The 24,992-nt window shown below is 61.1% G+C and carries 19 protein-coding genes; 4 read left to right on the top strand and 15 right to left on the bottom strand.

The genetic code is table 11. The annotated features are described in order from the left end of the window. Positions 1–3: 3 nt before the first annotated feature. The 6 genes from ACN9MW_RS06380 to ACN9MW_RS06355 all read right to left on the bottom strand — a co-directional run bounded on the left by ACN9MW_RS06380 (position 4) and on the right by ACN9MW_RS06355 (position 9,156). Positions 4–1,389, bottom strand: a complete 1,386-nt coding sequence (locus ACN9MW_RS06380) for a YfcC family protein (RefSeq protein ID WP_426168770.1) — start codon at positions 1,387–1,389, stop codon at positions 4–6. Beyond that, positions 1,386–3,431, bottom strand: a complete 2,046-nt coding sequence (locus tag ACN9MW_RS06375) for an alpha/beta hydrolase domain-containing protein (protein WP_426168768.1) — start codon at positions 3,429–3,431, stop codon at positions 1,386–1,388. The genes ACN9MW_RS06380 and ACN9MW_RS06375 overlap by 4 nt, the downstream gene beginning before the upstream one ends. Before the next feature lie 43 nt (positions 3,432–3,474). Continuing rightward, positions 3,475–6,156, bottom strand: coding sequence for a DNA topoisomerase III (locus tag ACN9MW_RS06370; protein WP_426168765.1), 2,682 nt, complete (start codon positions 6,154–6,156; stop codon positions 3,475–3,477). Positions 6,157–6,303: 147 nt separating this feature from the next. Continuing rightward, on the bottom strand, positions 6,304–6,768 hold the full coding sequence (locus tag ACN9MW_RS06365) for a DUF494 family protein (RefSeq protein ID WP_426168762.1): 465 nt from the start codon (positions 6,766–6,768) through the stop codon (positions 6,304–6,306). Between the two features lie 49 nt (positions 6,769–6,817). Further along, entirely contained in the window at positions 6,818–8,053 is a 1,236-nt protein-coding gene (gene dprA, locus ACN9MW_RS06360; RefSeq protein ID WP_426168759.1) for a DNA-processing protein DprA, read from the bottom strand. A 5-nt stretch (positions 8,054–8,058) separates the two neighbouring features. Then, on the bottom strand, positions 8,059–9,156 hold the full coding sequence (locus tag ACN9MW_RS06355) for a LysM peptidoglycan-binding domain-containing protein (RefSeq protein ID WP_426168756.1): 1,098 nt from the start codon (positions 9,154–9,156) through the stop codon (positions 8,059–8,061). Between the two features lie 175 nt (positions 9,157–9,331). Here ACN9MW_RS06355 and def point away from each other — a divergent pair, with 175 nt between their 5' ends. From def to ACN9MW_RS06340, 3 genes are read left to right on the top strand one after another with little or no spacing between them, the layout of a single operon-like run. Continuing rightward, positions 9,332–9,871: a peptide deformylase gene (gene def / locus ACN9MW_RS06350; RefSeq protein WP_426168754.1), complete on the top strand. Its 540-nt coding sequence runs from the start codon at positions 9,332–9,334 to the stop codon at positions 9,869–9,871. Between the two features lie 17 nt (positions 9,872–9,888). Continuing rightward, a complete protein-coding gene (fmt, locus tag ACN9MW_RS06345; protein WP_426168751.1) occupies positions 9,889–10,845 on the top strand; it encodes a methionyl-tRNA formyltransferase in 957 nt (318 codons plus the stop codon). Next, entirely contained in the window at positions 10,846–11,742 is an 897-nt protein-coding gene (locus tag ACN9MW_RS06340) for a LysR family transcriptional regulator (protein ID WP_426168749.1), read from the top strand. Here the strand turns inward: ACN9MW_RS06340 and ACN9MW_RS06335 are convergent. Continuing rightward, entirely contained in the window at positions 11,724–12,125 is a 402-nt protein-coding gene (locus tag ACN9MW_RS06335) for a tautomerase family protein (protein WP_426168746.1), read from the bottom strand. The genes ACN9MW_RS06340 and ACN9MW_RS06335 overlap by 19 nt on opposite strands. Positions 12,126–12,428: 303 nt before the next feature. Here ACN9MW_RS06335 and metH point away from each other — a divergent pair, with 303 nt between their 5' ends. Then, entirely contained in the window at positions 12,429–16,127 is a 3,699-nt protein-coding gene (metH, locus tag ACN9MW_RS06330) for a methionine synthase (RefSeq protein WP_426172126.1), read from the top strand. A gap of 129 nt (positions 16,128–16,256) precedes the next feature. On the opposite strand, the gene ACN9MW_RS06325 is transcribed toward metH, so the two are convergent. The 8 genes from ACN9MW_RS06325 to ACN9MW_RS06290 all read right to left on the bottom strand — a co-directional run bounded on the left by ACN9MW_RS06325 (position 16,257) and on the right by ACN9MW_RS06290 (position 24,907). After that, positions 16,257–16,751, bottom strand: a complete 495-nt coding sequence (locus ACN9MW_RS06325) for a hypothetical protein (RefSeq protein ID WP_426168744.1) — start codon at positions 16,749–16,751, stop codon at positions 16,257–16,259. A gap of 392 nt (positions 16,752–17,143) precedes the next feature. Further along, complete coding sequence (locus tag ACN9MW_RS06320) at positions 17,144–17,449, bottom strand: hypothetical protein (protein ID WP_426168742.1); 306 nt, start codon at positions 17,447–17,449, stop codon at positions 17,144–17,146. A gap of 386 nt (positions 17,450–17,835) precedes the next feature. Further along, on the bottom strand, positions 17,836–19,965 hold the full coding sequence (locus ACN9MW_RS06315) for a hypothetical protein (RefSeq protein ID WP_426168739.1): 2,130 nt from the start codon (positions 19,963–19,965) through the stop codon (positions 17,836–17,838). A 55-nt stretch (positions 19,966–20,020) separates the two neighbouring features. Continuing rightward, entirely contained in the window at positions 20,021–20,380 is a 360-nt protein-coding gene (locus ACN9MW_RS06310) for a hypothetical protein (protein WP_426168736.1), read from the bottom strand. A 112-nt stretch (positions 20,381–20,492) separates the two neighbouring features. Next, positions 20,493–21,773, bottom strand: coding sequence for an ABC transporter permease (locus ACN9MW_RS06305; RefSeq protein ID WP_426168734.1), 1,281 nt, complete (start codon positions 21,771–21,773; stop codon positions 20,493–20,495). A 9-nt stretch (positions 21,774–21,782) separates the two neighbouring features. Then, the gene (locus ACN9MW_RS06300; RefSeq protein ID WP_426168731.1) at positions 21,783–22,703 is read right to left on the bottom strand and encodes an ABC transporter ATP-binding protein; all 921 of its coding nucleotides are present in this window, start codon (positions 22,701–22,703) and stop codon (positions 21,783–21,785) included. 80 nt (positions 22,704–22,783) lie between these two features. Beyond that, entirely contained in the window at positions 22,784–24,067 is a 1,284-nt protein-coding gene (locus ACN9MW_RS06295; protein WP_426168728.1) for an EAL and HDOD domain-containing protein, read from the bottom strand. Positions 24,068–24,121: 54 nt separating this feature from the next. Next, entirely contained in the window at positions 24,122–24,907 is a 786-nt protein-coding gene (locus ACN9MW_RS06290) for a class II glutamine amidotransferase (protein WP_426168725.1), read from the bottom strand. Positions 24,908–24,992 lie beyond the last annotated feature (85 nt).

The raw sequence follows: 24,992 nt of genomic DNA, 5'->3' as shown, positions 1-24,992 counted from the left end.
ATCCTACCAGTTCATGAGGCAAGGCGGCACCAGCAAGGCCAGCGCCAGGACGAGGTAAATCAGCTGCAGCGGCACCATCCAGCGCGCCCAGGTCAGCCACGGAATGCGCGCCAGCGCCAGCACGCCGACCGTGATGCCCGAGGTCGGGATCATCGGCGTGGTGAACTCGCCGAACTGGAAGGCAAGGATGGCGGTCTGGCGCGACACGCCGACCAGGTCGGCCAGCGGCGCCATGATCGGCATGGTCAGCGCAGCCTGGCCGCTGCCGGAATGGATGAAGAAGTTGATGACCGACTGGATCAGGAACATCTTCTGCGCCGAGAACACTGGCGAGGACGATGCGACCAGCGGCATCAGGCCGTGCAGCATGGTGTCGATGATGTGTGCATCGCGTGCCAGCACCATGGTGCCGCGGGCCAGTGCGATGACCAGGCCGGTGCCGACCAGGTCTTTCGCGCCCTGCACGAAGGCTGCCACCGCCTCATCGGAATCGAGGCGGCCGATCAGGGCCACCACGATGGTCATGGCCAGGAACAGCGCACCGATCTCCTCGATGAACCAGCCGAATTTGACCACGCCGAACACCATGCCGCCCAGCGAGGCGGCAAAGATCCACAACACCAGGCGATGACGCGCCGTCATGCCTTCGAAGCCGCCGAAGTCGACCACGCCTTCGGCGCGCTTTTCGATGTCGAGCAGGTAGGTCGGGCTCTTTTCGGGATGGCGCTTGATGCGCGCTGCGTACCACATCAGGAAGACAATCGTGACGGCCGTGGCAATGAACCACACGATCACGCGATAGCCGATGCCGGAGAACAGCGGTACGCCGGCAATGCCCTGCGCGATGCCGACATTGAACGGGTTCAGGAAAGCCGCGCAGAAGCCGACCTGCGAACCGAGGAAGGGAATCGATACGCCGGTGATGGTGTCATAGCCGAGCGCCAGCGCCAGCGGGACGAAGATCAGGATGAAGGGAATCGCTTCCTCGTTCATGCCGAATGTGGCGCCGCCGATCGAAAACAGCGTCACGAACACCGGGATCAGGGCCGCGCGCACCAGGCTCGAACGCGAATGCGCTTTGGCGATGGACTTGATCATGGCATCGATCGCCTGCGTCTTGTGCAGCACGTTGAAGGCGCCGCCAGTCAGCATGACAAAGCCGATGATCAGCCCCGCCTCCGCGAAGCCCTTGATTGGTGCCATGAGCAGGGCGGCCAGGCCCTGCGGCTTGCTTTCGATGTAATGGAAAGTGTCCGGGTCGACCAGCTGCTTGCCGTTGACCAGGTGCGTTTCGTACTTGCCTCCCGGGACCAGCCAGGTCGCCAGCGCGATCAGCGCCAGGATCATGAACAGCAGGACGAAAGTATTTGGGAGCTTGAGCTTCTTCATTGATTGGGATACAGGTAATTGCAGCTTGGGTCGGCCGGGTCGCGCGCCAGGATGCGGTCGTACAGGCCGGCGCGCTCGGCGACCGTGCGTTCCACGTCTTCCTGCAGCAGCAGGCGCGCGGCGACCTGGCGTGCGGCGGCGGCGCGGGTGGCGGCGATGAAGGCGTCGCGATTGGGGTAGCGTGCCTGCAGGCTTGGACGCGGATCGCTGGCGGCCTTGCGTTCGGCTTCGGTGCGGGCGAACGGGGCGAAGCTGCCGTCGTAGCGCGAGGTGGCCCAGGCAAAGCCTGTCTCGGGCGCGCGCAGGTTCCAACCGGTGTGGGTGCCGAGCGGCGCCTGCAGCTCCACCAGGCGCACGCCGCCGCGGTCGTTGCCGTCGGCGTCCGGCGCCGGGACGCGGGTTTCAAAGGCCATCTTCTGCGCCGGCGGCACCAGGTCGGCAATGCCCTGCGACAGGAAGCGCGCGCCGTGGTCCAGGCGCGGCTCGCGCAGGCTCTGCTCCGGCGGTGTCAGGCCTGGGACGGCGGGAAAAGCCTTGCGGTAGGCCTCTACGGAGACCAGCGTGCCGTCTTCCAGGCGCGGATAGGCGCTCGCTGGCGGCGCCGTGCCTTTGCTGGCCCAGCCGTCCAGCGCCAGCATCAGGGCGCGCAAGGACAGGTAGTAGTTGGTGGTCGAGACGCAGGCGGTGAACGGTGCGCGGGTGCGCGAGCGGCCGACATAGTGCTGGGCGCCCATCAGGCCGTACACGCGCACATTGGCGGCCGGTGCGGCATCGCCCACGCCATCCGGAGCGGTGGTCAGCAGCGAAGCGCCGCGGTTCCAGAATTCCGCCGAGGTGTTGGCAATCAGGAGCTTCGGCACGCGGCCGTGCTTGTCCTTCGCGTGATCCAGCGTGGACGCCACGCGTCCGGTCACCGGATCGCGCGTCGGCGTGCTGGTGAACGGGAAGGAGTCGGTCGGGTAGTCATGCTCTTCCAGCATCGACGGGTGGCGCGTCACCTGCACGAAGCGGCTGTTGAAACCGCCCGATCCGCCGGCGCCCGGCACTTCCAGCAAGGCGCCATCGAACACCATGCGGCCCTGCTCATCGAGGTTCAGCCCGTCGTGCAGCATGCGCCCGATCAGGCGCGCCGACTGGCTGTAGCCGAACATCAGCACGGTCTTGGGCAAGGAGCCGCCTTCCACCTGGTTGTCGCGGAAGTAGGCCAGCAGGTCGCGGATGCCGGCCAGGCCGGCACCGGTCACTTTCGGATCTTTTGCCTCGTAGCGCACTTCGTAGATGGTGCCGGGCTGGAAGCCGCCTTGCAGCTTGATGCGGCCCGGGCCGCCCGGCTGCTCCGGCTCCACGAATTCCCAGCGGTTGCGGTCGATCGGGCGGCGGATGTCGCCCTGGCGCGTGCGCTCGGTCAGCACGGCTTCCGGGTCGTTCGGCATGGCAGGCTCGTAGCCGATGCCGCGCAGGCCCGCGTAGCTTGCCACCTCGGCCGGGGCATCGACGATGAATTCATTGGCCGTCATGCCGCGCGGGCCTTTTACCACGGGCGCCTTGAAGATCAAGGGCTTCACCCCGGCGGGCGACGGCGCCACGTCCCAGGTCCAGGCAGAGAAAAGCATGCTGAAGCCGTGCCGCATCATGAAGCCGTCGCCGGCATCTTCCGCCGTCGTTGGATCGTTGTTCTTCGGCGCCTTGCCATTGAGCTGGCCCAGCACGACGATATTGCCGCGGTTGTTGACGTCATACACCAGCGTGCCGGTCTTGCCGCTCACGGGGCGCAGCAGGACGAACTCGCTGGAGAAACGCACCATGCCGCGCTTGTCGCGCGGGGCGCGTTTCAGGTCGACGATGGGCAGGTTGGCCGTGGCCTTGGGATTCAGCGAGAAGTAAGCGATGCCGCGCAGCTTTTCATACTCGCCGTGTTCGCCGAACTTGACGCCCGGCGCGAACGGCACGCGTTCGGTGATCTCGATGCGCTCGACGGCGGCCTGCGACGCGCCGGCTACAAGCATGGTGGCAGCAATCGCCGCCCAGCGGGATTTCTTCATGGTGTCGAACAAAGTAAAACGGGACCGCGCGGGTCCCGTTGGTTTATTCCGCTGCTGCGGTTTTCTTGGCGGCTGCCTTTTTCGCTGCCGGCTTTTTGGCTGCAGCTTTTTTCGCTGGGGCCTTTTTCGCGGCCGCTTTCTTGGCGGCTGGCTTGGCGGCCGGTTTGGCTGCGGATTCCGCCTCGGCCGCACCCTCCGCGCCGTCAGCCTTCGCTGCCGACTTCTTGGCCGCAGCACCCGGCTTGGCCTTGCGCTCTTCGAACTCGAAGCTGATCTTGCCGTCCTTGCCGCGCACCAGGAAGGCCTTGAACGGCCGGCGGGTGCGCTGCGAGATAAAGCCCGGCAGCAGGTCGGTCTTGCCTTCGTTGAGCAGCTTGGCCATCTGCTCCGGGAGGATCTCCTGTTGCAGGATGATGCGGCTGGAACGGAAGTCGCAAGTCTTCGGCTTGGCTACCTGGTTTTCGCAGGTATAGGCCAGGCCCATTTCGTACACGCCGCCGGCGCATTTCGGGCAAGGGCCGAGCGGGGTCTGGCCGGTGAAATCGACGCCTTCGCCGTCCTCGCCTTCCTCGTCGTTCTGGCCGAAGTCGAACTCCAGCTTGAAGTTCTTGATCTCTTCATCGCGTACGATGCGCAGGATCGCCGCAAACGGACGGCCCATCTTGGAGCGGAAGCCTTGCAGCGGGCCGATGGTGCGGTCGCGCAGCAGCTGTTCCACTTCCTCGATCTCGAACTGGCGGCCGCCGGGCACCTTGGTCATCGAGAATTCGCACTTGGTGCAGGCGAAGCGGCGGTAGTTCTCCTTGACCACGCCACTGCAGTTCGGGCACGGCGTCTTCAGCGTCGCATAGTCGCCCGGGATCGTGTCGTCGGTGTACTCCTTGGCGCGCTTGACGATGATCTGGGTCATCTGGGCGATTTCGCGCATGAATTCTTCACGCGAGATCTTGCCCTTCTCCATCTGCGACAGCTTGTATTCCCACTCGCCGGTCAGTTCCGGCGCGGTCAGTTCGCTCACGCCCAGGCCGCGCAGCAGCGTCATCAGCTGGAACGCCTTGGCGGTCGGCATCAGTTCGCGGCCTTCGCGCAGCAGGTATTTCTCGCCCAGCAGGCCTTCGATGATGGCCGCGCGGGTCGCCGGCGTGCCCAGGCCTTTGCCGGCCATGGCATCGCGCAGCTCGTCGGAGTCGACCAGCTTGCCCGCCCCTTCCATTGCCGACAACAGCGTCGCCTCGGTATAGCGTGCGGGTGGCTTGGTCACCAGGCCGTTTGGCGTGACTTTCTCGGTCAGGACTTTCTCGCCCTTGGCCACCGGCACCAGGTTGCCGCTGCTGCCTTCCTTGTCGTCGTCGCCGGCGGCATCCTTGCCGTAGATCGCCAGCCAGCCCGGGTTGGTCATCACCTTGCCTTCGGTCTTGAACTGGTGGCCGGCCACTTCGGTGAAGCGGGTGGTGACCAGGAATTCCGCGGCCGGGAAGAACACCGCCATGAAGCGGCGGGTCACCAGGTCGTACAGCTTCTGCTCCGGCTCCGACAGGCCCTTCGGCTGGATGCCGGTCGGGATGATCGCGAAGTGGTCGCTGATCTTGGTGTTGTCGAAGATGCGCTTGTTCGGCTTGACCCAGCCCTTGTCCAGGATCTGCTTGGCGAACTGGTTGTAGTTGTGGTTGTCCTTCAGCACTTCCAGCGTGTCCTTGACGGTCGGCAGGTAGTCTTCCGGCAGGTGGCGCGAATCGGTACGCGGGTAGGTGAGCACCTTGTGCTTCTCGTACAGCGCCTGCGCCAGGCCCAGGGTATTCTTGGCCGAGAAGCCGAAGCGCGAGTTGGCTTCGCGCTGCAGCGAGGTCAGGTCGAACAGGCCCGGCGACATCGAGGTGGTCGGCTTGGACTCCTCGCTGACGTTGCCCTGCTTGCCCTTGCAAGCCAGCGCGATCGAATCGGCGGCCGCCTTGCTCCACAGGCGCTCGGCCTTCTTTTCCGGATCGTTCTCGTCCTTCTTGAAGCTGGTGTCCAGCCAGCGGCCTTCATAAATGCCGGCGGCGCACACGAACTCTGCGCGCACTTCCCAGTAGTCGCGGGAGACGAAATTCTTGATCTTCTCTTCGCGCTCGACCACGATCGACAGGGTCGGCGTCTGCACGCGGCCCACGGTGGTCAGGTAGAAGCCGCCCTCTTTCGAGTTGAAGGCGGTCATGGCGCGGGTGCCGTTGATGCCGATCAGCCAGTCCGCTTCCGAGCGGCAGCGCGCGGCGTCGGCCAGCGGCAGCATCTCGTCGTCGCTGCGCAGGTGGGTGAAGCCGTCGCGGATCGCGGTCGGCGTCATCGACTGCAGCCACAGGCGCTTGACCGGCTGCTTGGCTTTCGCATTCTGCGCGATCAGGCGGAAGATCAGTTCACCTTCGCGGCCCGCGTCGCATGCGTTGATCAGGGTAGTGACGTCCTTGCGCTTGATCAGCTTGTTCAGCACCTTGAGCCGCGATTCAGTCTTGGCGATCGGGTTCAGCGCGAAGTATGGCGGGATCATCGGCAAATGGGTGAAGGTCCATTTGCCGCGCTTGACGTCGTGCTCTTCAGGCACGGCGATTTCCAGCAGGTGACCCACTGCGGAAGACAGCACGTAGTCGTCGGATTCGAAATACTCATCGTGCTTGCTGAAGCCGCCAAGGGCTTTCGCGATGTCGTTCGCGACAGAAGGTTTCTCAGCGATGATGAGGGCTTTACTCATATTTATAGTTCTCGTCGGTGTATGCGGCAGCGCGCATAATACAACATTCGCAAGTAAGCGCTGGCTTGCGGCTTCGTATGAAAGCCACAATGCTGCAAATATTATTACGGAAACGGCCGGCGTTGGGCAACGCCGGCAAGAGTGCGCTTAGTGCAACAGGCGAGGCGCCTGGTCTTCTTCGGCGCCAAACAGGTCGTCGAACATCAGGGCGTCCGGCTCCTTGCCCTGGCTCCACAGCAGCATCAGCACGATAATCTTCAGCTTGCCCAGCGACACCGGTGCCTCGTCCAGCGCCAGGGCGCGCTCGATGACGATTTCACGTTGCAGCGGGGACAGCAGGCCGGCGCTCTCCAGGAACTGGATAAAGCCGACGGCGGGGGTGCCCAGTACGTCCAGCTCCTGGCGCACGTAGAAGCGCGTGCCAGAAGAAGCGGCCGTCAGCGACTGCTCGACGCCAGCCATGGCGGCGAGGTCATTCAGCCAGACCAGCGCCTCGGAAATCTCTACGTCGTCGAAACCGACTGCGGAGAGTTTCTTTGCCAATGCTGCGGGTTCAGGGCAGGCATCAGGGCGGTAATAGGTCTCGTACAGGTAAACCAGGATGTCAAACATGGCGCTACTTTAGCAGCATCTGTGAGCCGGGCACAAGCATAACGGCAGTTCAGAAGCCTTTCAGGCGCTGGAAAGCGCCGCCCGGCAGCCTTTCCACCACACCTGCAAGCTCCAGTGCAAGTAAGCTTGCCTGCATGTCACTTGGCGAAAGTTGCAACCTTGTTGCAAGCTCATCGGCGCCAATCGGATCATGGCCGAGGGCTGCCAGCAGCCAGCCTGCGGCCTGGTCCATTTGGGGCACCGGCTCGCCCGGCGCCTGCAAGCCCAGGTCTTCCAGCAGTTGCTCCGGCGTGGCGACCAGGCGCGCGCCCTCTCTAATTAAGGCATGGCAGCCGACCGACTGCGGCGAGAGCACGGAGCCTGGCAGCACGAAGACTTCACGCCCGGCATTCACGGCCGCGTGCGCGGTGATCAGGGAACCGGAGCGTGCGGCCGCTTCGATCACCAGCGTGGCGCGGGTCATGCCGGCAATGATGCGGTTGCGGATCGGGAAGTGCTCGGCCCGCGCCTGCGTGCCGAGCGCGAATTCGCTGACCAGGCAACCCTCCTCGGCAATCCGGCGCGCCAGGTCGGCATTGCGGCGCGGGTAGATGCGGTCGATGCCGGTGCCTATCACGGCCACGGTACTGCCCGGTCCTTCCAGGCCGCCTTCATGCGCGGCGGCGTCGATGCCGAGCGCCAGGCCGGAGATCACGGGCATGTCCGCCTGGCTCAGGGCCCGCGCAAACTGGCGCGCGTTCGACTTGCCTTGCATGGTGGCGTTGCGAGCACCCACTACCGCCACAGCCTCGCGCTGGAGCAGGGCCAGGTCGCCCTTGGCATACAGCAGCAGCGGCGGATCGGCGATGTGCTGCAAGGTCGGCGGGTATTCCGGGTCGCCCAGCAAGACCAGGTGATTGCCGGCCTGCGCGGCCCATTCCAGCGAGGCATGCGCCAGCGCGTGTATCCGCTCCGGCATGGGACCGGCAAGGCAGCGTGCGGCCGCCAGCGAGATCTCGTCTTCGGCAGCACCGGCAGCGGCGCGCTCGCGCCCCGGCCGCACGATGTCGGCACCGGCTTGCTTCAGCATGTGCAATGGCAGCGGCGCAGCGTCATCCTGTGCGGGAAGCGCAGCGAGACGGGCATTGGCGGCGGTGAAAACTGCCTGGGGAGAGTGGTAATGCTGGAGCAGCTTGAAGGCTCCGTGGCGGCCGACGCCCGGCGTATTCGCCAGGCGCAGCCACATCGCCAGGCGCTCGAAGTCCTGGCGGGCGGGGTTGGGGGCATCCGTGACTTGCACGGCCATGGAATTTACTCCGCTGTCTTGGCGATATCCCCCACTACGACAGGTTCAGTCACCTGCATGATCAAGCCGTAAGAAATGTGCTTGAACACACGGAAGATAAACAAGCTGCCCACTCGCTCATCCGGCAGCTTGACCGTCGGTTTGCGCAGATTCAGCGGGCCTTTCGACGCGCCCGGATCGGCCACCACTTCACCCTTATGGTAAAGCTGCAGCACAGATCCGATATCGAGTCCGTCAAGCTTTCCGCGATTAATGCTGACAACCTGGTTCTGGCCGGCGTGCGTGACGCCGCCATACACGGCCAGCACATTGGCATTGACTTCGACTTCCGGCGGATGCGGAACGTAGTTCTGCATCGGCATCGGCGGCATTGCCATCAGCAAGTCGCCCTTGCCCATTTCCTCCTTGGCGCTGGCGACGATGAAGGTATGCACGTCGCTGCCTGCTTCAGCCGGGGCTTCCAGCTTCAGGGTGCCGAGGTAGAACGCTTCCAGGGCGATGGTCTTCTTGGTGACCGGGTCTTTCAGCGGCTTACCCGGACGGAACACCTGGAACGAGGTGTTGCCCTTCAGGTCGCCGCGGACATAGGCTTTGTCGTCCTTGCCGATGAAGACGCGGGCGCCGCGCGTCGCAATGATGCGCGGGGCATTCTTGAGTTCATCTTCTTCGATGATCAGCGGTTGGCTGAGGAAGGGCTCGATCGCGCCGGACGGGATCGACTGGACGGCGTCCTTGCCCAGGCCTTCGGTGCGCAGTTGCGGGCCGAGGCGCATATCGCCCGTGGTGCCATCGCCGCCAACCTTGTTGCCAAGGCGCAGGCGGCCGGCCTCTCGGTCGAACCAGACGATCTGCCCTGGATAAATCCAGTGCGGATTGGCGATTTCTTCTTTGTTCATGCCCCAAACCTGCGGCCAGCACCAGGGCTTGTCGAGGAAGGTTCCGGAGATATCCCACAGGGTATCTCCCTTGACGACGGTATGGCTATCCGGTGCGTTCGGCTTGAATTCACAGACGATGGTCTTGGCGTGGGCCGAAACGGCCGTCACACCGCAAAACAGGGCTGCGGCCAACAGGCGGCTGCTGCTTGTGCTAAAATTTTTCATTGATATATCCGTTAGGTGCGGCAATGACGGAAGGCCACAAAGGCTTGCCTCACTGAAATCAAATTCTGCCCATATTACCCTGATCAAGCAAGGAATTCGTGTCACAGAAGCAATCGTGCACGCATAATATGCGCCGTTTACCGCACAATCATTGTTGTTTAAATAAGATTCTCTCGTGAAACTGAATATTCTCCGCTATCCGGACCCTCGCCTGCACAAAGTTGCAAAACCCGTTGCCGTGTTCGACGAGCGCCTGGCAAAACTGGTGGAAGACATGGCGGAAACCATGTACGACGCACCGGGCATCGGCCTGGCCGCTACCCAGGTGGACGTGCATGAGCAAGTTGTCATCATTGACGTTACCGAAGACAAAACCGGCCTGACCGCCTTCATCAACCCGGAAATCCTGTGGTCGAGCGAGGAAAAACAGGTGTACGACGAAGGCTGCCTGTCCGTGCCAGGCATCTATGACGGCGTCGAGCGCCCGTCGGCAGTCAAGGTGCGCGCCTACAACGTCAAGGGCGAGCCGTTCGAGATCGACGCCGACGGCCTGCTGGCTGTCTGCATCCAGCACGAGATGGACCACTTGAAAGGCAAGGTATTCGTTGAATACCTGTCTCCCTTGAAACGCAATCGTATCAAGACCAAACTGCAAAAAGAAGAACGTGGCATGCAGCGCGAAGAAGCGTTGCGCGCTTCGGGTCGCCGTTACTGATACCTGCGGGGGGAAGCATGAAAGTGATCTTCGCGGGCACGCCTGAATTTGCGGCCGTTGCCCTCCAGGCCCTGCACGAAGCAGGTTTCGAGATTCCCCTGGTACTGACCCAGCCCGACCGCCCGGCTGGCCGCGGCATGCAGCTGCAGCCTTCGGCGGTCAAGCAATATGCCGTCAAGCACGGCATCGAAGTGCTGCAGCCGCTCTCATTGCGCATGGACGCCAAGGATCCGCAGCGCGCAGCGGAAGCCAAGGCCGCCCACGAGCGCCTGCTGGCCACCGACTACGACGTGATGGTGGTCGCCGCCTACGGCCTGATCCTGCCGCGCTCCACCCTCGACATCAAGCCTTGCCTGAACATCCACGGCTCCCTGCTGCCGCGCTGGCGCGGCGCCGCCCCGATCCACCGCGCGATCGAGTCCGGCGATGCGGAAACCGGCGTCACCATCATGGAAATGGAAGAAGGCCTGGACACCGGCCCGATGCTGCTGATCGAGCGCACCCCGATCACGCCGCAGGACACCACCGCCACCCTGCACGACAAGCTGGCCGCCATGGGCGCCCAGATGATGGTCAAGGTACTGCACAAGATGGAAAAAGGCGTGGTGGAAGCCGTGCCGCAGCCCGAGCAAGGCGTCACCTACGCCAACAAGATCCTGAAGGAAGAAGCGGCGCTGGACTTTACCCAGCCTGCGCGCGAAATCAGCCGCAAGATCCGCGCTTTCAATCCATTCCCCGGCGCCCACGGCGAAGTGAATGGCACGGTGATCAAGCTGTGGGGCGCTGAAGTGCTGGACGAAGGCAGCAGCGCCGCGCCCGGCCAGGTGATTGCCGCCGACGCGCAGCACGGCATCATCGTCGCCTGCGGCGAAGGCGCGCTGCGCCTGACGCAGCTGCAAAAACCGGGCGGCAAGCGCCTGCCGGCCGCCGAATTCATCAAAGGCTTCCCGCTCGACGGGCAGCGCTTCCAGTAAATGGACCAACTCGCGGCGCTGCGTGCGCTCCGCCGCGTTGTTGAACTGGGCAGCTTCACGGCTGCCGCCGACGCCCTCGGCATTTCCCACACCATCGTTTCGCGCCAGGTGCGCCAGCTCGAGGAACACCTCGGCGCCCAGCTCCTGAACCGCACCACGCGCCGCTTCGCCCTGACCGATGCCGGCCGCGATTACTACGAATCCACGCGCGAAGTGCTCGACCTGCTGGATGACGCCGACCGCAACGTCGGCCGCCACCAGGCCGAACCCACCGGCGTCCTGCGCATCAATGCGCCGATGGCTTTCGGCACCATCGAGGTGGCGCAATGGCTGCCCGGCTTCATGGCGAAGCATCCCGGCGTGCAGGTCGACCTGGTATGCAATGACCGCATGGTCGATTTGATCGAGGATGGTTTCGACGTCGCATTGCGGCTGGCGCGCGACTTGCCCGATTCGACGCTGGTCGCACGCCGCCTCGCCACCAGCAAGGTCGTGCTTGTCGCCAGCCCCGGCTACCTGGGCGCGCACGGCGCACCTGCCGTCCCGGACGATCTCGCGCAACACAACTGCCTCGTCTACACGGCGGCGACGCGCGCCAGTGAATGGACGCTGGTCGGCCCGGATGGCGCGGAGCATGCTGTCGCTGTGCGCGGATCGCTGCAGGCCAACACCAACGTCGCCCTGAAAGCGGCAGCAGCGGCCGGCCTTGGCATTGCCAACGCCGCCGCCTTCATCGTTCGCGAAGAGCTTGAGAACGGCGCACTGGTGGAAGTCCTGCCCGGCTATACACCCAAGCCGCGCGAGCTGTACGCCCTCTACCCGCAGAACCGCCACCTGTCGCCTAAAGTGCGCGCCTTCGTCGATTACGCCGCCAGCATTTACATCAACATCTTCTGAACCGCGCGGAACTGCTGCGTGAGGCCGCCCCAGCCCCAGGCTGCCGGGCGCGCGTCGTCGATGTGGATGTAGCTGACTTCATGCAGTTCGCCGAGCAGCTCCTGCAAGTCCTTGTAGACCGCCGCGATGTAGGCCGACTTCTCGTTGGCGGTATTGGTCTCGTCGGTCACCTTGATGTCGAAGAAGAAGCTGGCCTTCCCCAGCTCCGCCAACGACTCGCCGCCGACAAACCACTGCTCGCGGGGCGTGTAATGCACCGCGATCGCAGTGAGGGCCGGCGCCTTGTGCAGGATTTCGCCGGTGTGCTTCATCAGGATGCTGGTGACTTTCCCGGCTGGCACTTGTTCCGGGGTGCCGCTGACGGTGATATTCAGGATAGGCATTTGAAGCTTCTTCAAAGTGGTTGGTTGATGAAGCCATCTTAGGCGGGCCGCTGACGCTTTGGTAGCACTCTGGCAACACATGATTTGTGCTGATTCAGCACAAATGTGAAAGTTGATGCCTTTTCCGAATAAGCAAATACCGAATTTGTCTCGGCGGCAGGGGGCGGTGGCCGAGGGAAAATGCTGCTTTGCCGTATAATTTCAGGTCCACGTTGCCCAATCCGCGATATCAAAATGACTAACACGACCCGTCCAACCTCCAAGACCGAAGCCCAGCTGCGCGAGATCCTCGCGAAGCGCATCATGTTCCTGGATGGCGCGATGGGCACCATCATCCAGCAGTACAAGCTGGACGAAAAAGCATATCGCGGCGAACGCTTCGCCGACTTCGCCGCGCCCGAAGGGAGCGGCCACCGCGAGCTGTTCGTCAAGGGCAATAACGAGCTGCTGACGCTGACCCAGCCGCACGTCATCCAGGAGATCCATGAGCGCTACCTGGCAGCCGGTGCGGACCTGATCGAGACCAATACCTTCGGCGCCACCTCGATCGCGCAGGACGACTATTTCATGGCCCACCTGGCCTATGAGATGAACGTGGAAGCAGCCCGGCTGGCCAAGGCGGCCACCGCCAAGTACTCCAGCGCCGACAAGCCGCGCTTCGTCTGCGGCGCGCTCGGCCCGACCCCCAAGACCGCTTCGATTTCGCCGGACGTGAACGACCCGGCCGCGCGTAACGTCACCTTCGACCAACTGGTCGCCGCCTACTACGAGCAGGTGCGCGGCCTGGTGGACGGCGGCGTCGACGTGCTGCTGGTCGAAACCATCTTCGACACCCTCAACTGCAAGGCAGCGCTGTTCGCAATCGACCAGTACTTCGACGAGCGCCCAGGGATCGAGCGCTTGCCGCTGATGATCTCCGGCACCGTGACCGACGCCTCCGGCCGCATCCTGTCCGGCCAGACCGTCCCGGCCTTCTGGAACTCGGTGCGCCACGCCAGGCCGCTGACCATTGGCCTGAACTGCGCGCTGGGCGCAACCCTGATGCGTCCCTACGCCGAAGAGCTGTCGCAGATCGCCGATACCTTCGTCTGCATCTATCCGAATGCCGGCCTGCCCAACCCGATGAGCGATACCGGCTTCGACGAACTGCCGGAAGATACTTCGCGCCTGCTGCGCGAGTTCGCCGACGCGGGCTTCATCAACGTGGCCGGCGGCTGCTGCGGCACCACGCCTGACCACATTGCAGCCGTCGCCAAGCTGCTGTCGACCGCCACCCCGCGCGCACTGCCGCACGTGCCTGTGGCACAGCGCCTGTCCGGCCTGGAGCCCTTCACCATCGACGACGACTCCCTGTTCGTCAACGTCGGCGAGCGCACCAACGTGACCGGCTCGAAAGCTTTCGCGCGCATGATCCTGAACGAGCAATACGACGAGGCATTGTCGGTGGCCCGCCAGCAAGTGGAAAACGGCGCCCAGGTCATCGACATCAACATGGACGAGGCGATGCTGGATTCCCAGGCCGCCATGACCCGCTTCCTGAACCTGATCGCCTCCGAACCGGATATCTCTCGCGTACCGATCATGATCGACTCCTCCAAGTGGTCGGTCATCGAAGCGGGCCTGAAGTGCGTGCAAGGCAAGGCCGTGGTGAACTCGATCTCCATGAAGGAAGGCGAAGAGGAGTTCATCCGCCAGGCGAAGCTGTGCCGCCGCTACGGCGCCGCCGTGATCGTGATGGCCTTCGACGAAACCGGCCAGGCCGACACCTTCGCGCGCAAGATCGAAATTTGCGAACGCGCCTACAAGGTGCTGACCGAGAAAGTCGGCTTCCCGCCGGAAGACATCATCTTTGACCCGAACATCTTCGCCATCGCAACCGGTATCGAAGAACACAACAACTACGCAGTCGACTTCATCGAGGCCACGCGCTGGATCAAGAACAACCTGCCGCACGCGAAGATCTCCGGCGGCGTGTCGAATGTGTCGTTCTCCTTCCGCGGCAACGACCCGGCCCGTGAAGCGATCCACACCGTGTTCCTGTACCACGCCATCAAGGCGGGCATGACCATGGGTATCGTCAACGCCGGCATGGTGGGCGTCTACGACGACCTGCCGGCAGAACTGCGCGAACGTGTGGAAGACGTGGTGCTGAACCGTCGCGAAGACGCCACCGAGCGCATGATCGAATTCGCAGCGACGCTGAAAGGCGGCGCCAAGCAGGAAGCTGCCAACCTCGAATGGCGCAACGCGCCGGTCGAGAAGCGCCTGGCGCACGCGCTGGTGCACGGCATCACCCAGTTCATCACCGAAGACACGGAAGAAATGCGCCAGCAGGTATTCGCTTCCGGTGGCCGTCCGATCAATGTGATCGAAGGCCCGCTGATGGATGGCATGAATATCGTCGGTGACCTGTTCGGCCAGGGCAAGATGTTCCTGCCGCAGGTGGTGAAGTCGGCGCGTGTGATGAAGCAGGCCGTGGCCCACCTAATTCCTTACATCGAAGAAGAGAAGAAGGCGGAGGAAGCGCGTACCGGCATCGTCGCCAAGCCGAAGGGCAAGATCGTCATCGCAACCGTGAAAGGCGACGTGCACGACATCGGCAAGAACATCGTGTCCGTTGTCCTGCAGTGCAATAACTTTGAAGTGGTGAACATGGGCGTGATGGTGCCCGCTTCCGAGATCCTGGCGCGCGCCAAGCTGGAAAACGCCGACATCATTGGCCTGTCCGGCCTGATCACGCCGTCACTGGAAGAAATGGCCCACGTCGCGAAAGAGATGCAGCGCGACGAGCACTTCCGCATGATGAAGATCCCGCTGCTGATCGGCGGCGCCACCACCAGCCGCGCCCACACTGCGGTGAAGATCGCCCACAACTACGAAGGCCCGGTCGTGTACGTGCCGGATGCTTCGCGTTCCGTCTCGGTGGCGCAATCGCTGCTGACCGACGAACAGCGCGGCAAATTCGTGGAAGAACTGGACCACGACTACGCCCGCATCCGCGAACAGCACGCCAACAAGAAGGCGCTGCCTACCGTGTCGCTGGAAGCCGCACGCGCCAACAAGGCCAAGCTCGAATTTGCGCCAGTGCGCCCGAAGTTCGTCGGCCGCCGCGTATTCAAGAACGTGGACCTGGCGGCGATCGCCGAATACATCGACTGGGGTCCATTCTTCCAGACCTGGGACTTGGCCGGCCCCTTCCCTGCCATCCTGACCGATGAAGTGGTCGGCGAGGCCGCATCGAAGGTGTTTGAAGAAGGCAAGGCGCTACTGAAGAAAATCATCGAAGGCCGCTGGCTGACCGCCAACGGCGTGATCGCGCTCCTGCCGGCAAACACCGTCAATGAAGACGACATCGAAATCTATACCGACGAGTCGCGCTCGGAAGTGGCGTTCACTTACTACGGCCTGCGCCAGCAAGGCCTGAAGCCTGTGATCGATGGCGTGCAGCGCCCGAACCAGTGCCTGTCGGATTTCATCGCACCGAAGGACTCTGGCAAGCAGGATTACATCGGCATGTTCGCTGTAACCGCGGGCCTGGGTATCGAGAAGTACGAGAAACGATTTGAAGATGCGCACGACGACTATTCGTCGATCATGCTGAAGGCCCTGGCTGACCGCCTGGCAGAAGCCTTTGCCGAGTACCTGCACGAGCGCGTGCGTAAAGACCTGTGGGGCTATGCCGCCGATGAAACGCTGAGCAACGAAGAGCTGATCAACGAAGAATATCGCGGTATCCGCCCAGCGCCGGGCTATCCGGCCTGCCCTGAGCACACTGTGAAGGCCGATGTGTTCCGCGTGCTGAACGCGAACGAGATCGGAATGGAACTGACGGAATCGTTCGCGATGTTCCCTGGCGCCGCCGTATCAGGCTTCTACTTCGCGCACCCACAGTCGAAGTACTTCACCGTCGGGAAGATCAACGAAGACCAGGTGCTGGACATGGCCGCTCGCCGCGGTGTTTCCAAGGACCAGCTTGAGCACTGGCTGGCACCAAACCTGTAACCGCAACAGTAGAGCCTCTCACCGAGAGGCCCTTCTCGCCCCTTCGCTGCCCTTCGAATGTTTAACGTTGGCGGCGGCCATCGGCTTGCCGGCGACTGTACTCTCAAAGAATCGGTTAAAGGCCATCCTTCACAACTGGCCGATGGTTGCAAGCTTAGCTAACCGCGCTTGGATGTCGGCGTCGGCGGCGACGGACGCTTGCCATTCTTCCACCCCGTTACATATATCAACGCAGAACACGTCCACCTGCAACTGCAGGATATTGTTGAATTTGTTGTTGTGAACGAGCATACCGGTTCGAGGCGCAATGAAATGAAAACTTTCTAACGCTTGTTGCGCACGCTGATCATCGATTCCGAACTCGCCCTGATGAAGAAACGCGCAGCGTAGTGCGTAACAATCCGCTCCACAGAGAAAGGTGTGAAGCTCACGCATTGGTCCAACTTTCATCTGGTAGCGCTTAAGAAGGAATTTGTCGAACCACGCTGTAAACCGTGCTTGAGATCCCGCCTTCGGATTCTCGAGCCTGCCACATATGTCCGGCATTGTAAGCGCAAGAGACAGCGCCGCGTACCAGTTTTGATCGGCCACTGCCGACTTCGTTGCATCGATAAAGCGCTTCACTGTTTGTCTCCTAGTGCTGATGCAGGTATAACAAAACCGACTAACTACGCAAATTGTTGGACATCGACTATTGGCCGGTAGCGTTAGATTACCTCTGACGCTCGGCGACAATTCGTTCGATGGTTCGAATTCCTGCGACCATCTTTTCTCGCGCCGACGAGTTTGCTGAATGAACAGTTATCTTGGGAGGCCGGAAGCCACGCAATGCAACTGCGCAGACCGATTTCGCGGCCAGCCGACTCCCAATAGAGATCGACGGTTTGTGCAGACCCTAAGTAGAGGTCGACCGTAGGTTCAACTGTCGTCGACGCTGTGAAAATCAACACATGATAGGCCACTAAGCTTCTTTCAAATATTCGACCGAGGTCCGCTTCTGGCCGGTCTCGGCCCGACTAACTTACTTCAGCAAAAGAGCTGACGCATTTCTGTATGGCGGTTTTTAAGCGGCCATAGTCCAGCCCTTTTGGGAGCCGTAATGGGCGCTCTGGCAACTTCTCTGCAATCAACTGACTGAGATAGCCAACCATCTTTTCCTGCCCTACAGCAAGCAACGCTTTGTCTTCGACAGAAACATGCAGAGCCAAACAGCGTTGTTCATTCCCAGTTATTGGGTCTTTATACCTACTCAACCTCGACGGCTTGGGAACTTGATTTATCTGCCCTTGTTCATCGACATAGTAAGAGATCAGCACGATCATGAGACTATCCAAGCCAGGCCCGAAGTCTCCATCGGCCATCGCCGCATTTAGCCAATCCTCGATTCTGCACAATGGCGCCAGAATAATCCTAGCCTCATCCTCGAAGGTAATTGAAGTTACTCGAAATCGCATTAAAAATCTTTATCGAAATTAGGATGAACTTTCGCTGTTGGCCGATTGTACTCGTTCGTCTGAGTGACGCATCCGCCCCCAAGCGAACGGTCGCTACCTCGAAAGGTACCTGAAGCCCACCAAAGGCTTATAGTAGAAGTGTCATTTAGCAGCCAGAAGTCAGGAAGCCAAACCAAGCGTGGGCTGTAAACCAAGTACAGCCCCTCAGCGGACGATACTTACCGGCTCAGTAATGTCTACCTGACGCAGGGCGATTAAATATCCGCCCGCTCGCCCTCATCGATGGCGACTTTTCTGCTGCTGTCGAACATTGTTCCATCGCCGTAGTTCTCAATCACCGGATCCAGGTTTTCGGGCGCATGGAGAATTGTTGGGCCCCGTGAGCAGGCTTGCCGCATCAGGTACTCCGTTAAGCCCTCAGCCTGAATTTCTCGGGGGATCACTGCATGCATTTCCTCCAGCAATTCAACTGCCGCAGTTACGATCCATTCTACCGTCCGAAATTTTGGGCTGACGATCTGAATATTCTGCGAGTCGGTCTGGTCGAAGAAACCGTGCTGCAACTTGTGCCGAACATAGGATAGCGCAGTAATTCCACCTATGATGCGTCTTTCCAGATATGCCTGGCTTTCGCGGTCAGCGTAGCGAACGACATTGTCCGGAAATTCGTATCCCTCGGCTTCCAGAAGCGTCTCGGCGATGATGCCTGGCAGTAGCGGTCGCCCATCTTCGTGGCCGACTTCGAACAGCAGAATCTTCTTGAGCTTCTTGATCTCTTTCTGCAACTCCGTATCGGATTTCTGAACGGCGATCGTCGGCAAATAGTCGCGAATGAAGCGATTGGACGCCTCCATGAATGCGTCCCTGCTCATGTCCGGATGTGCTCGCAAGAATCTGTCATCCATATCGAGCATCTTCCATGCGTGGTTCAGGTCATGGATGAGAAACTCAAGCGGAGATTGCCAGAACTCATCCACATACACTGGCTCGGTCGACACCCCAATGAAATAGATGGGGGCGCCCCGGACCTTCATGAGGTCCGTCGCAGAGATGTTATCAAAAGTCGGAATGATGATTGCTTCCGGGATTCGGCTCATCAGGCTTTCGTAGCGGTACCAGTAATTCTTCTGAAAGTGGGTGCTCAAGTTTTTTCTGGTACGCCATACCACGTCGAAGAAGGCTACTGCTTCGAACAAGACGCGCAAGGTCGGCGCATACGGACACATCGGTCCGTTCTCGATCGTGACATGATGAAGCTTGTGCAGCAATTGGTCTCGCATGATCTCCAGTGCCGCGTTGCCGCTGCAACTTTCGTCGACCGACGGGGAAGTCATCTGGCTGCGGACGTAGTCGACGACCGGCAATAATTCTATGACCGGCGTGTCCGGCCTGTCATTATTCTGGCTGAACCGTGCCCTGATATCCCGGTAAACGTCCAGCGGACTAGTTACCGCTTTCCGTATCCATTCGTGATGAGAAACGCCTTTGGTCTTCGTGAAGTTCTTTGCGAGGAGCGCGGCAACAATCTGCTTGTGATGTCTGAAAGCGAATGTGCCATTTCTCGTGTTGGGTGTGGTAACCAGGCTCTCAGTGATCCAACGGCCCTGAACCTTGTCCGTATCCGTGATCTCGACGAGGAGGCCGATGGTGTCGACGATATGGCGCGGGTCCGACGGCGCGGTAATGTCTCTGAGGTGATCGCGAAACCCGTGCGATATGGTCCTGTCCATATAGACTCGGGCTTCTTCGCCAGTCTCGGTCGCGGAAAAATAGTATTTTCGTCCGTTGCGTTCCGAGATTCCATAATGGATGGCGGCAGCTCGCAGCACCTTGGATGCGGTAATCCTTAGCGCAGCAAAAATGTCGCCCGGGATTCCAAAGTCGTTCAGCTCGTCTTCGTCCTGGAGCAAACCGCCTGGCAGTGCCATGCCGGTGGGGAAAAAGGCCCGGTCCAGGACTAGAAATTCCTTCCCGCTCGGCCTTTCGCGCATCACTAGTACGTCGACGGTCCTGCGAACGAGGGTGCCCTGTTCAATTCGGTCCTTCGCTCGCCTCTTGAGCTCTTGATGGGAAAGCAGTGCAGCGATCACCTCGGATCGAGGTTCGATGTTCAGATAGCTGGCAATGTTGACTTCGATGCCATGCTTGCGAATCGGATCACGCAAGCGATGGAACCAGTAGAGCATGTAGATCAGCGACTCGGCATACAGAGCCGCTGGAAAACTTTGAGTATCGAGCGTCACCTGATACCGGCCGAGTATATCGAGAACGATCTCAGTCGAGATGTCTGAACGTTCAAGGGAATAAGAAGGCGACGGAGTCGCTCCTGAAACTGGTTCAGTATCCAGCGATCCGAGTCGCGGCGCGGGCTCGTCAAATGTCATTCCATCTTCCTCAATATAAATTGCATGTGAAGTCCTAATCGATTCGCAACTTCCGTTATTGGCCGTTACTGGAGGTCGCCCCACCCGAAAGCAGTCCTCTACATTCCTTGTCCAATTCCAGGGCGGGTAACCGTCGCGCTTCACGCTTGAACTCGCGTAGTTTGCCTTGAAACTCAGCATCAGCATCGATCTTTGCATATGCCTCGGTATTCTCCGAGACCATTCTCGCAAGCGCGGCTTTGTAGTCTAGCGAACGTTCAGGATACGCTTCTGAGCAAACCTGGGTAAAGCCGACAGCCAGAATGTAAAACGGGTTTGGCCCGCACTCCTTTACGTCACCAGGGCATTGGCCAAGCGCGAAGGAGCTTTGTGCTATTAGCATCCCTGCAGCCAAGATCACATTTTTCGCCTTCACCCGTTCACCTCAACAAGCCTTTCCGATTCATCCACGGCTCATGCCTGATCCGCCGCGCATCAAACGGCGGCGATGTGCCTGCGTCGATAAAGCAGGCACCGGTTTAGTCGAATTAGCGTGCCTGCGCTCGGAAGCGCCAGATTGCCAGCGTCCCGAATACCACCGCGAACGCAAGCTGCACGCCAGCCGTCTGCAGCGCCACATCCATCCCCAGCCCACGCCAGGTCATGGCATCCAGGCCGTCAACCGCCCAGCGCGTCGGCACAATAATGGTCAGCTGCTGCATCCACGCAGGGAACACGAACGTCGGCACCCAAGCCCCGCCCAGCATCACCAGGATCAGGGTGGCAAAAACCGCCAGCCCGCGCGCCGCCTCGGGCGTCTTGCCGAACGCTGCAATCAACAAGCCGAACGAAGCAGTCATCAGCGAGAAGGCCACCACCACCAGTGCAAACCCCGGCACATTGGTTACCTGCACTTTAAAGATCAACATCGCGCAGAAGTAGATCGCTGTCATCAGGCCGGCGGCAATCATCGCGCCCGACAACGCGCGCGCAAGCAGCACTTGCGACATGGTCACCGGCGCCGCCAGCAAACGGTTCCAGATCCCCATGCGGCGCGCCAGCAGGATGCCGATCCCGAGGTCGATCCCCATGAACAGGATGAACTGCACGCCCATTCCGGCAAACGAGTGCGCGTAACCGTTGTACTTCGGGCCTGAGCTGAGGGCTTCATCCTTCGCGGTAAACGGCACGCTCAAGCCACCGCCGCCTCTCGACTCCCTGGCCGGTTTGGCCGCTTCCTGCTCCTGGAATTTCTTCAGACTGCCCAACAGGCCGACCAGCGCTTCCTTTTCATCGCTCGCAGGAGAATTCTCCAGTTTCTTCAGGCTGTCGTCGGTGAACTTGGCGCCCGTCGCGCTGCCGCCCATCACTTCACCAGTCACGCCCTGCATAACGTGCTGCGTCAGCAAGCCTTTCACCATCGCCAGCACGGTCGATTGCGAAGGATCGTAATACACCGGCAATTCAGGCTTGCTGCCTGACTGGAACAGCGACTGGCCGGCAGCATCGCCGAAACCGGCCGGGATCACGACGGCCACCATCAGCTTGCCTGAACGGACTTTTTCCTGCGCTTCCTGCAGGCTCATTTCCTTGACGGTCAAGTTGGCATCGGCCTTCAGCGAGTCGCCGACTTTCCGGCCGATCACGCTGCTGTCCTGCTGCACCAGGCCGATTTCGATCTTGCTGTTGTTGCCGCTATCGCCGCCGCCGAACAGCGAGCCAAAGAAGGCCGCCAGCACGATCGGCATCAGCAAGTTGAGCATCAACGCGCGCTTGTCGTTGATGTAGAGGATCAGGTCCTTGCGGATCATTGCAATAATTGCTGTCATCGGAATTCCTTAGTCGCGCAAGCTGCGGCCGGTCAGGGAAAGGAAGATGTCTTCCAGCTTGGTACGGGCGGTGGAGAAATGAGCCAGCGTGTGCCCCTGCTCATCCAGCCAGCGCAGCACCGGTGCGGCATGGGCGGCGCCGTGCAGGCTGATGTCCAGCGAGACGCCATCGCGGCGCACGCCAGCGACGCCCGGCAGGCCGGCCAGCGACGCGACCAGCAACTCCGCCGGCAGGATGTCGCTGCCCGCTAGTTCCACCTGCAGGGCTGCTTGCGTCGGCAGGCGGCGGTACAGTTCCGCCGGCGGCGCATCTGCCAGCACTTTGCCGTGGTCGATGATCACGATATGGTCAGCCAGCCGCTCCACTTCTTCCATGTAATGGCTGGTGTAAATCAGCGAGCGCCCTTGTGACTTCAACGCTTCCAGCGTCTCAAAAATGGCATTGCGGCTTTGCGGGTCAACGCCCACAGTCGGCTCGTCGAGAATCAGCAATTGCGGATCATGCAGCAGCGCCGCGCCGATATTCAGGCGGCGCTTCATACCGCCCGAGAATGTCGAAGGCTTTTCCTTCGCACGGTCCGACAGGCCCACAAGCGCCAGCACTTCTTGCGCGCGCTTGACCAGCGCTGCGCCCTTCATGCCATACAGGGCGCCGAACAGCTTGAGGTTTTCGATTGCGGGGAGCTCTTCGTATAAGGCCAGGTCTTGCGGCACCAGCCCCAGCTTCATCTTGGCCGAGCTGGCGCCATGCACCACCGGCTCGCCATCCAGCGTGACGCTGCCCGCGTCGGCCTTGATCAAGCCGCAGATCATGCTGACTGTCGTCGACTTGCCGGCGCCGTTCGGCCCCAGCAGGCCCACGGTCTGGCCCCGCTGCACCTGGAACGAAACGCCGTCGACCGCGCGCCGCTCGCCATAAGATTTGCTCAACCCACTGACACTTAACACTCTTCGTCCTCCGGAAAAAAAACGGCGCCGCTACTGCGGCGCCGCCATCGGTGCATATGCCTCTACAGGGCGTATCGCACCACGTTGTCACTCCATTCAAATGCCGACATTTCCAGCTCCACCAGTTCCTCGGTCGAAATCGCGAGGTCGGCCAGCGCCGGAAGGATGCGCGTGTCCATGTCTTCCAGGCGCTCGATGCATTCGGCCAGCTTGAGCAGGTCGCCGAAGAAGCCGCCGCGGAATACGAGCGCTTCCCCGACCTCATCCCCCATCGGGATCTGCGCCAGGATTTCCTGCATCGGAATGCCAAACAGCGTATCCATCAGCGACATGATGCCAACCGTGAAAGCGATATCGGCCACGTGACGGTGGGCCGGGCGCAGCTTGGTCGCCAGCAGTTCCAGCAGGCGGCCGCGCGTGGTGGCCAGCATCAGCAAGGGCGTCATGGAATGTCCGCGCTTGCCAGGCTCCGCGTACAGCATGATCTGCAGCCAGCGCTGAAGCTGGCGACGGCCCAGGACATGCACCGCCTGGCTCAGGGAATCGATGCGCTGGCGCGCGCCTACGGCCGGCGTATTCACCAGGCGCAGCAGGTTGAGGGCCAGCGAAACGTCCTTTTTGATGGCGCGCTCGATCTCGGCGTTGTCCGCATCCGAGGTCACGAGGGTCATCAGCTCCATCACCGCCATTTGCGACGGCGACAGCTTCTTGCCGCTCATGATGACCGGCTTGGCAAAGTAATAGCCCTGGAAGTAATCGCAGCCCAGGTCCAGGCAATTCTTGAATTCGTCGCGATTCTCGACCTTGCTGGCCACCAGCTTTTTGCCGTCCTGCTTGATGCGCGGGGCCAGCTGGACCAGGCCATCAAGCGGCATGTCGCGCATCGACAGCTTGACGTATTCCACCATCGGCAACAGCGCAGGCAACTGCGGCGAATCGGGATTGATATCGTCCAGCGAGAAGCGGAAGCCGTGGCTCACCAGCTCCGACATGCGCGACAGCACAGCTGGCGCCAGGGTGTTGGCAGCGCTAACTTCCAGCACCAGTTTTTCGCGCGGCAGGAAGCCAAAGATATCGCTCAGGATCGCATCGGCATCGACGTTGACGAAGCCGATCGCATCGCCGATGGTGCGCTCCATGCCCAGTTGCGCGGCGTGCGCCACTACCGCAGCGGTAGCAGACAGCGCCGAAGTATTGATATTGGCCGGCCCAACCGGAGCGTTGCGAAAAAGCAACTCGTAACCGAACAAGGCCTGGTTGCGGTCCAGGATCGGCTGGCGGCCCAGATAAAATTCGCGAACTTTCAGGCTCTGGGAGGCCGCATCGTTGCTGGAAAGGTCGATCATAGGGAAATTCCTGACGTGTCCTGCCATTTTGGCATCAAATCCTGCCGGTGTCTGTTAAATTTTCTCAAAGTCCCGTTTCTGCGGCAGGCCATCCACAAAGCACTTCATCTCGCCCGGCGCGAAGGCCGTCCATTGCTCATTAGTAGTTAGTGGCTGGGTGACGATCACGGCCACGCGGTCGTTTGGCGTGGTGACCTGCGAGAAATCCACGCTCACATCCTCATCCGACAGCTTGGCCTTGTCGAAGGGATGCTGGCGCACGATGTAATGCAGGTGGGTCGAGCAATGCGCAAACAGCGCGCGGCCGTCGGACAGCATCATGTTGAAGGTGCCATGGCCGGCGATGCCGCGCACGGTTTTCTCGATCTGCGCGCGAAGTATCGGCAGCGGCGGACAGGTGTCGCCGAAGCGTTCACTCAAGTCCTGCAGGATCAGGCAGAACGCCCGCTCGCTGTCGGTGGTGCCGACCGGGCGGAACGGCCCGTGCAGCACTGGCGCGAACTCCTTCAGGTCGCCGTTATGGGCAAACACCCAGTAGCGGCCCCACAGTTCGCGCACGAAGGGATGGCAGTTCTCCAGCATGACCTCGCCCTGCGTGGCCTTGCGGATATGCGCGATCACGTTCTTGGACTTGATCGGATAGTTTTTGATCAGTTCCGCAATCGGCGAATGGATCGCGGCCTGGTGGTCGACAAAATGGCGCACGCCGGCGCCTTCGAAAAAGGCGATGCCCCAGCCGTCATGGTGGGTATCGGTCTGCCCGCCGCGCAGGGCGAAGCCGGTGAAACTGAACACAATGTCGGTCGGGACATTGCAGTTCATTGCAAGTAATTGGCACATCCCACAACTTTAACAGGTTGCGAGGCCGAAGCAATGGCCTTCACTATGCATCCAGAGCCCGTGCGGGCCTAAATCAACTGCCTTT

The organism is Pseudoduganella sp. R-34, assembly GCF_049904655.1.
Lineage (GTDB): Bacteria > Pseudomonadota > Gammaproteobacteria > Burkholderiales > Burkholderiaceae_D > Rugamonas.
Note: the sequence above shows the minus strand (reverse complement) of the source record. Positions and strands in the feature narration are given on the sequence as shown.

Coding starts and splice junctions, on each gene's coding strand:
- ACN9MW_RS06320 (WP_426168742.1), bottom strand. CDS start 17,449: ATGATCGTGCTGATCTCTTACTATGTCGATGAACAAGGGCAGATAAAT.
- ACN9MW_RS06315 (WP_426168739.1), bottom strand. CDS start 19,965: ATGACATTTGACGAGCCCGCGCCGCGACTCGGATCGCTGGATACTGAA.
- ACN9MW_RS06295 (WP_426168728.1), bottom strand. CDS start 24,067: ATGATCGACCTTTCCAGCAACGATGCGGCCTCCCAGAGCCTGAAAGTT.
- dprA (WP_426168759.1), bottom strand. CDS start 8,053: ATGGCCGTGCAAGTCACGGATGCCCCCAACCCCGCCCGCCAGGACTTC.
- ACN9MW_RS06375 (WP_426168768.1), bottom strand. CDS start 3,431: ATGAAGAAATCCCGCTGGGCGGCGATTGCTGCCACCATGCTTGTAGCC.
- ACN9MW_RS06355 (WP_426168756.1), bottom strand. CDS start 9,156: ATGAAAAATTTTAGCACAAGCAGCAGCCGCCTGTTGGCCGCAGCCCTG.
- metH (WP_426172126.1), top strand. CDS start 12,429: ATGTTCCTGGATGGCGCGATGGGCACCATCATCCAGCAGTACAAGCTG.
- ACN9MW_RS06370 (WP_426168765.1), bottom strand. CDS start 6,156: ATGAGTAAAGCCCTCATCATCGCTGAGAAACCTTCTGTCGCGAACGAC.
- ACN9MW_RS06340 (WP_426168749.1), top strand. CDS start 10,846: ATGGACCAACTCGCGGCGCTGCGTGCGCTCCGCCGCGTTGTTGAACTG.
- fmt (WP_426168751.1), top strand. CDS start 9,889: ATGAAAGTGATCTTCGCGGGCACGCCTGAATTTGCGGCCGTTGCCCTC.
- ACN9MW_RS06365 (WP_426168762.1), bottom strand. CDS start 6,768: ATGTTTGACATCCTGGTTTACCTGTACGAGACCTATTACCGCCCTGAT.
- ACN9MW_RS06380 (WP_426168770.1), bottom strand. CDS start 1,389: ATGAAGAAGCTCAAGCTCCCAAATACTTTCGTCCTGCTGTTCATGATC.
- ACN9MW_RS06335 (WP_426168746.1), bottom strand. CDS start 12,125: ATGCCTATCCTGAATATCACCGTCAGCGGCACCCCGGAACAAGTGCCA.
- ACN9MW_RS06290 (WP_426168725.1), bottom strand. CDS start 24,907: ATGTGCCAATTACTTGCAATGAACTGCAATGTCCCGACCGACATTGTG.
- ACN9MW_RS06305 (WP_426168734.1), bottom strand. CDS start 21,773: ATGACAGCAATTATTGCAATGATCCGCAAGGACCTGATCCTCTACATC.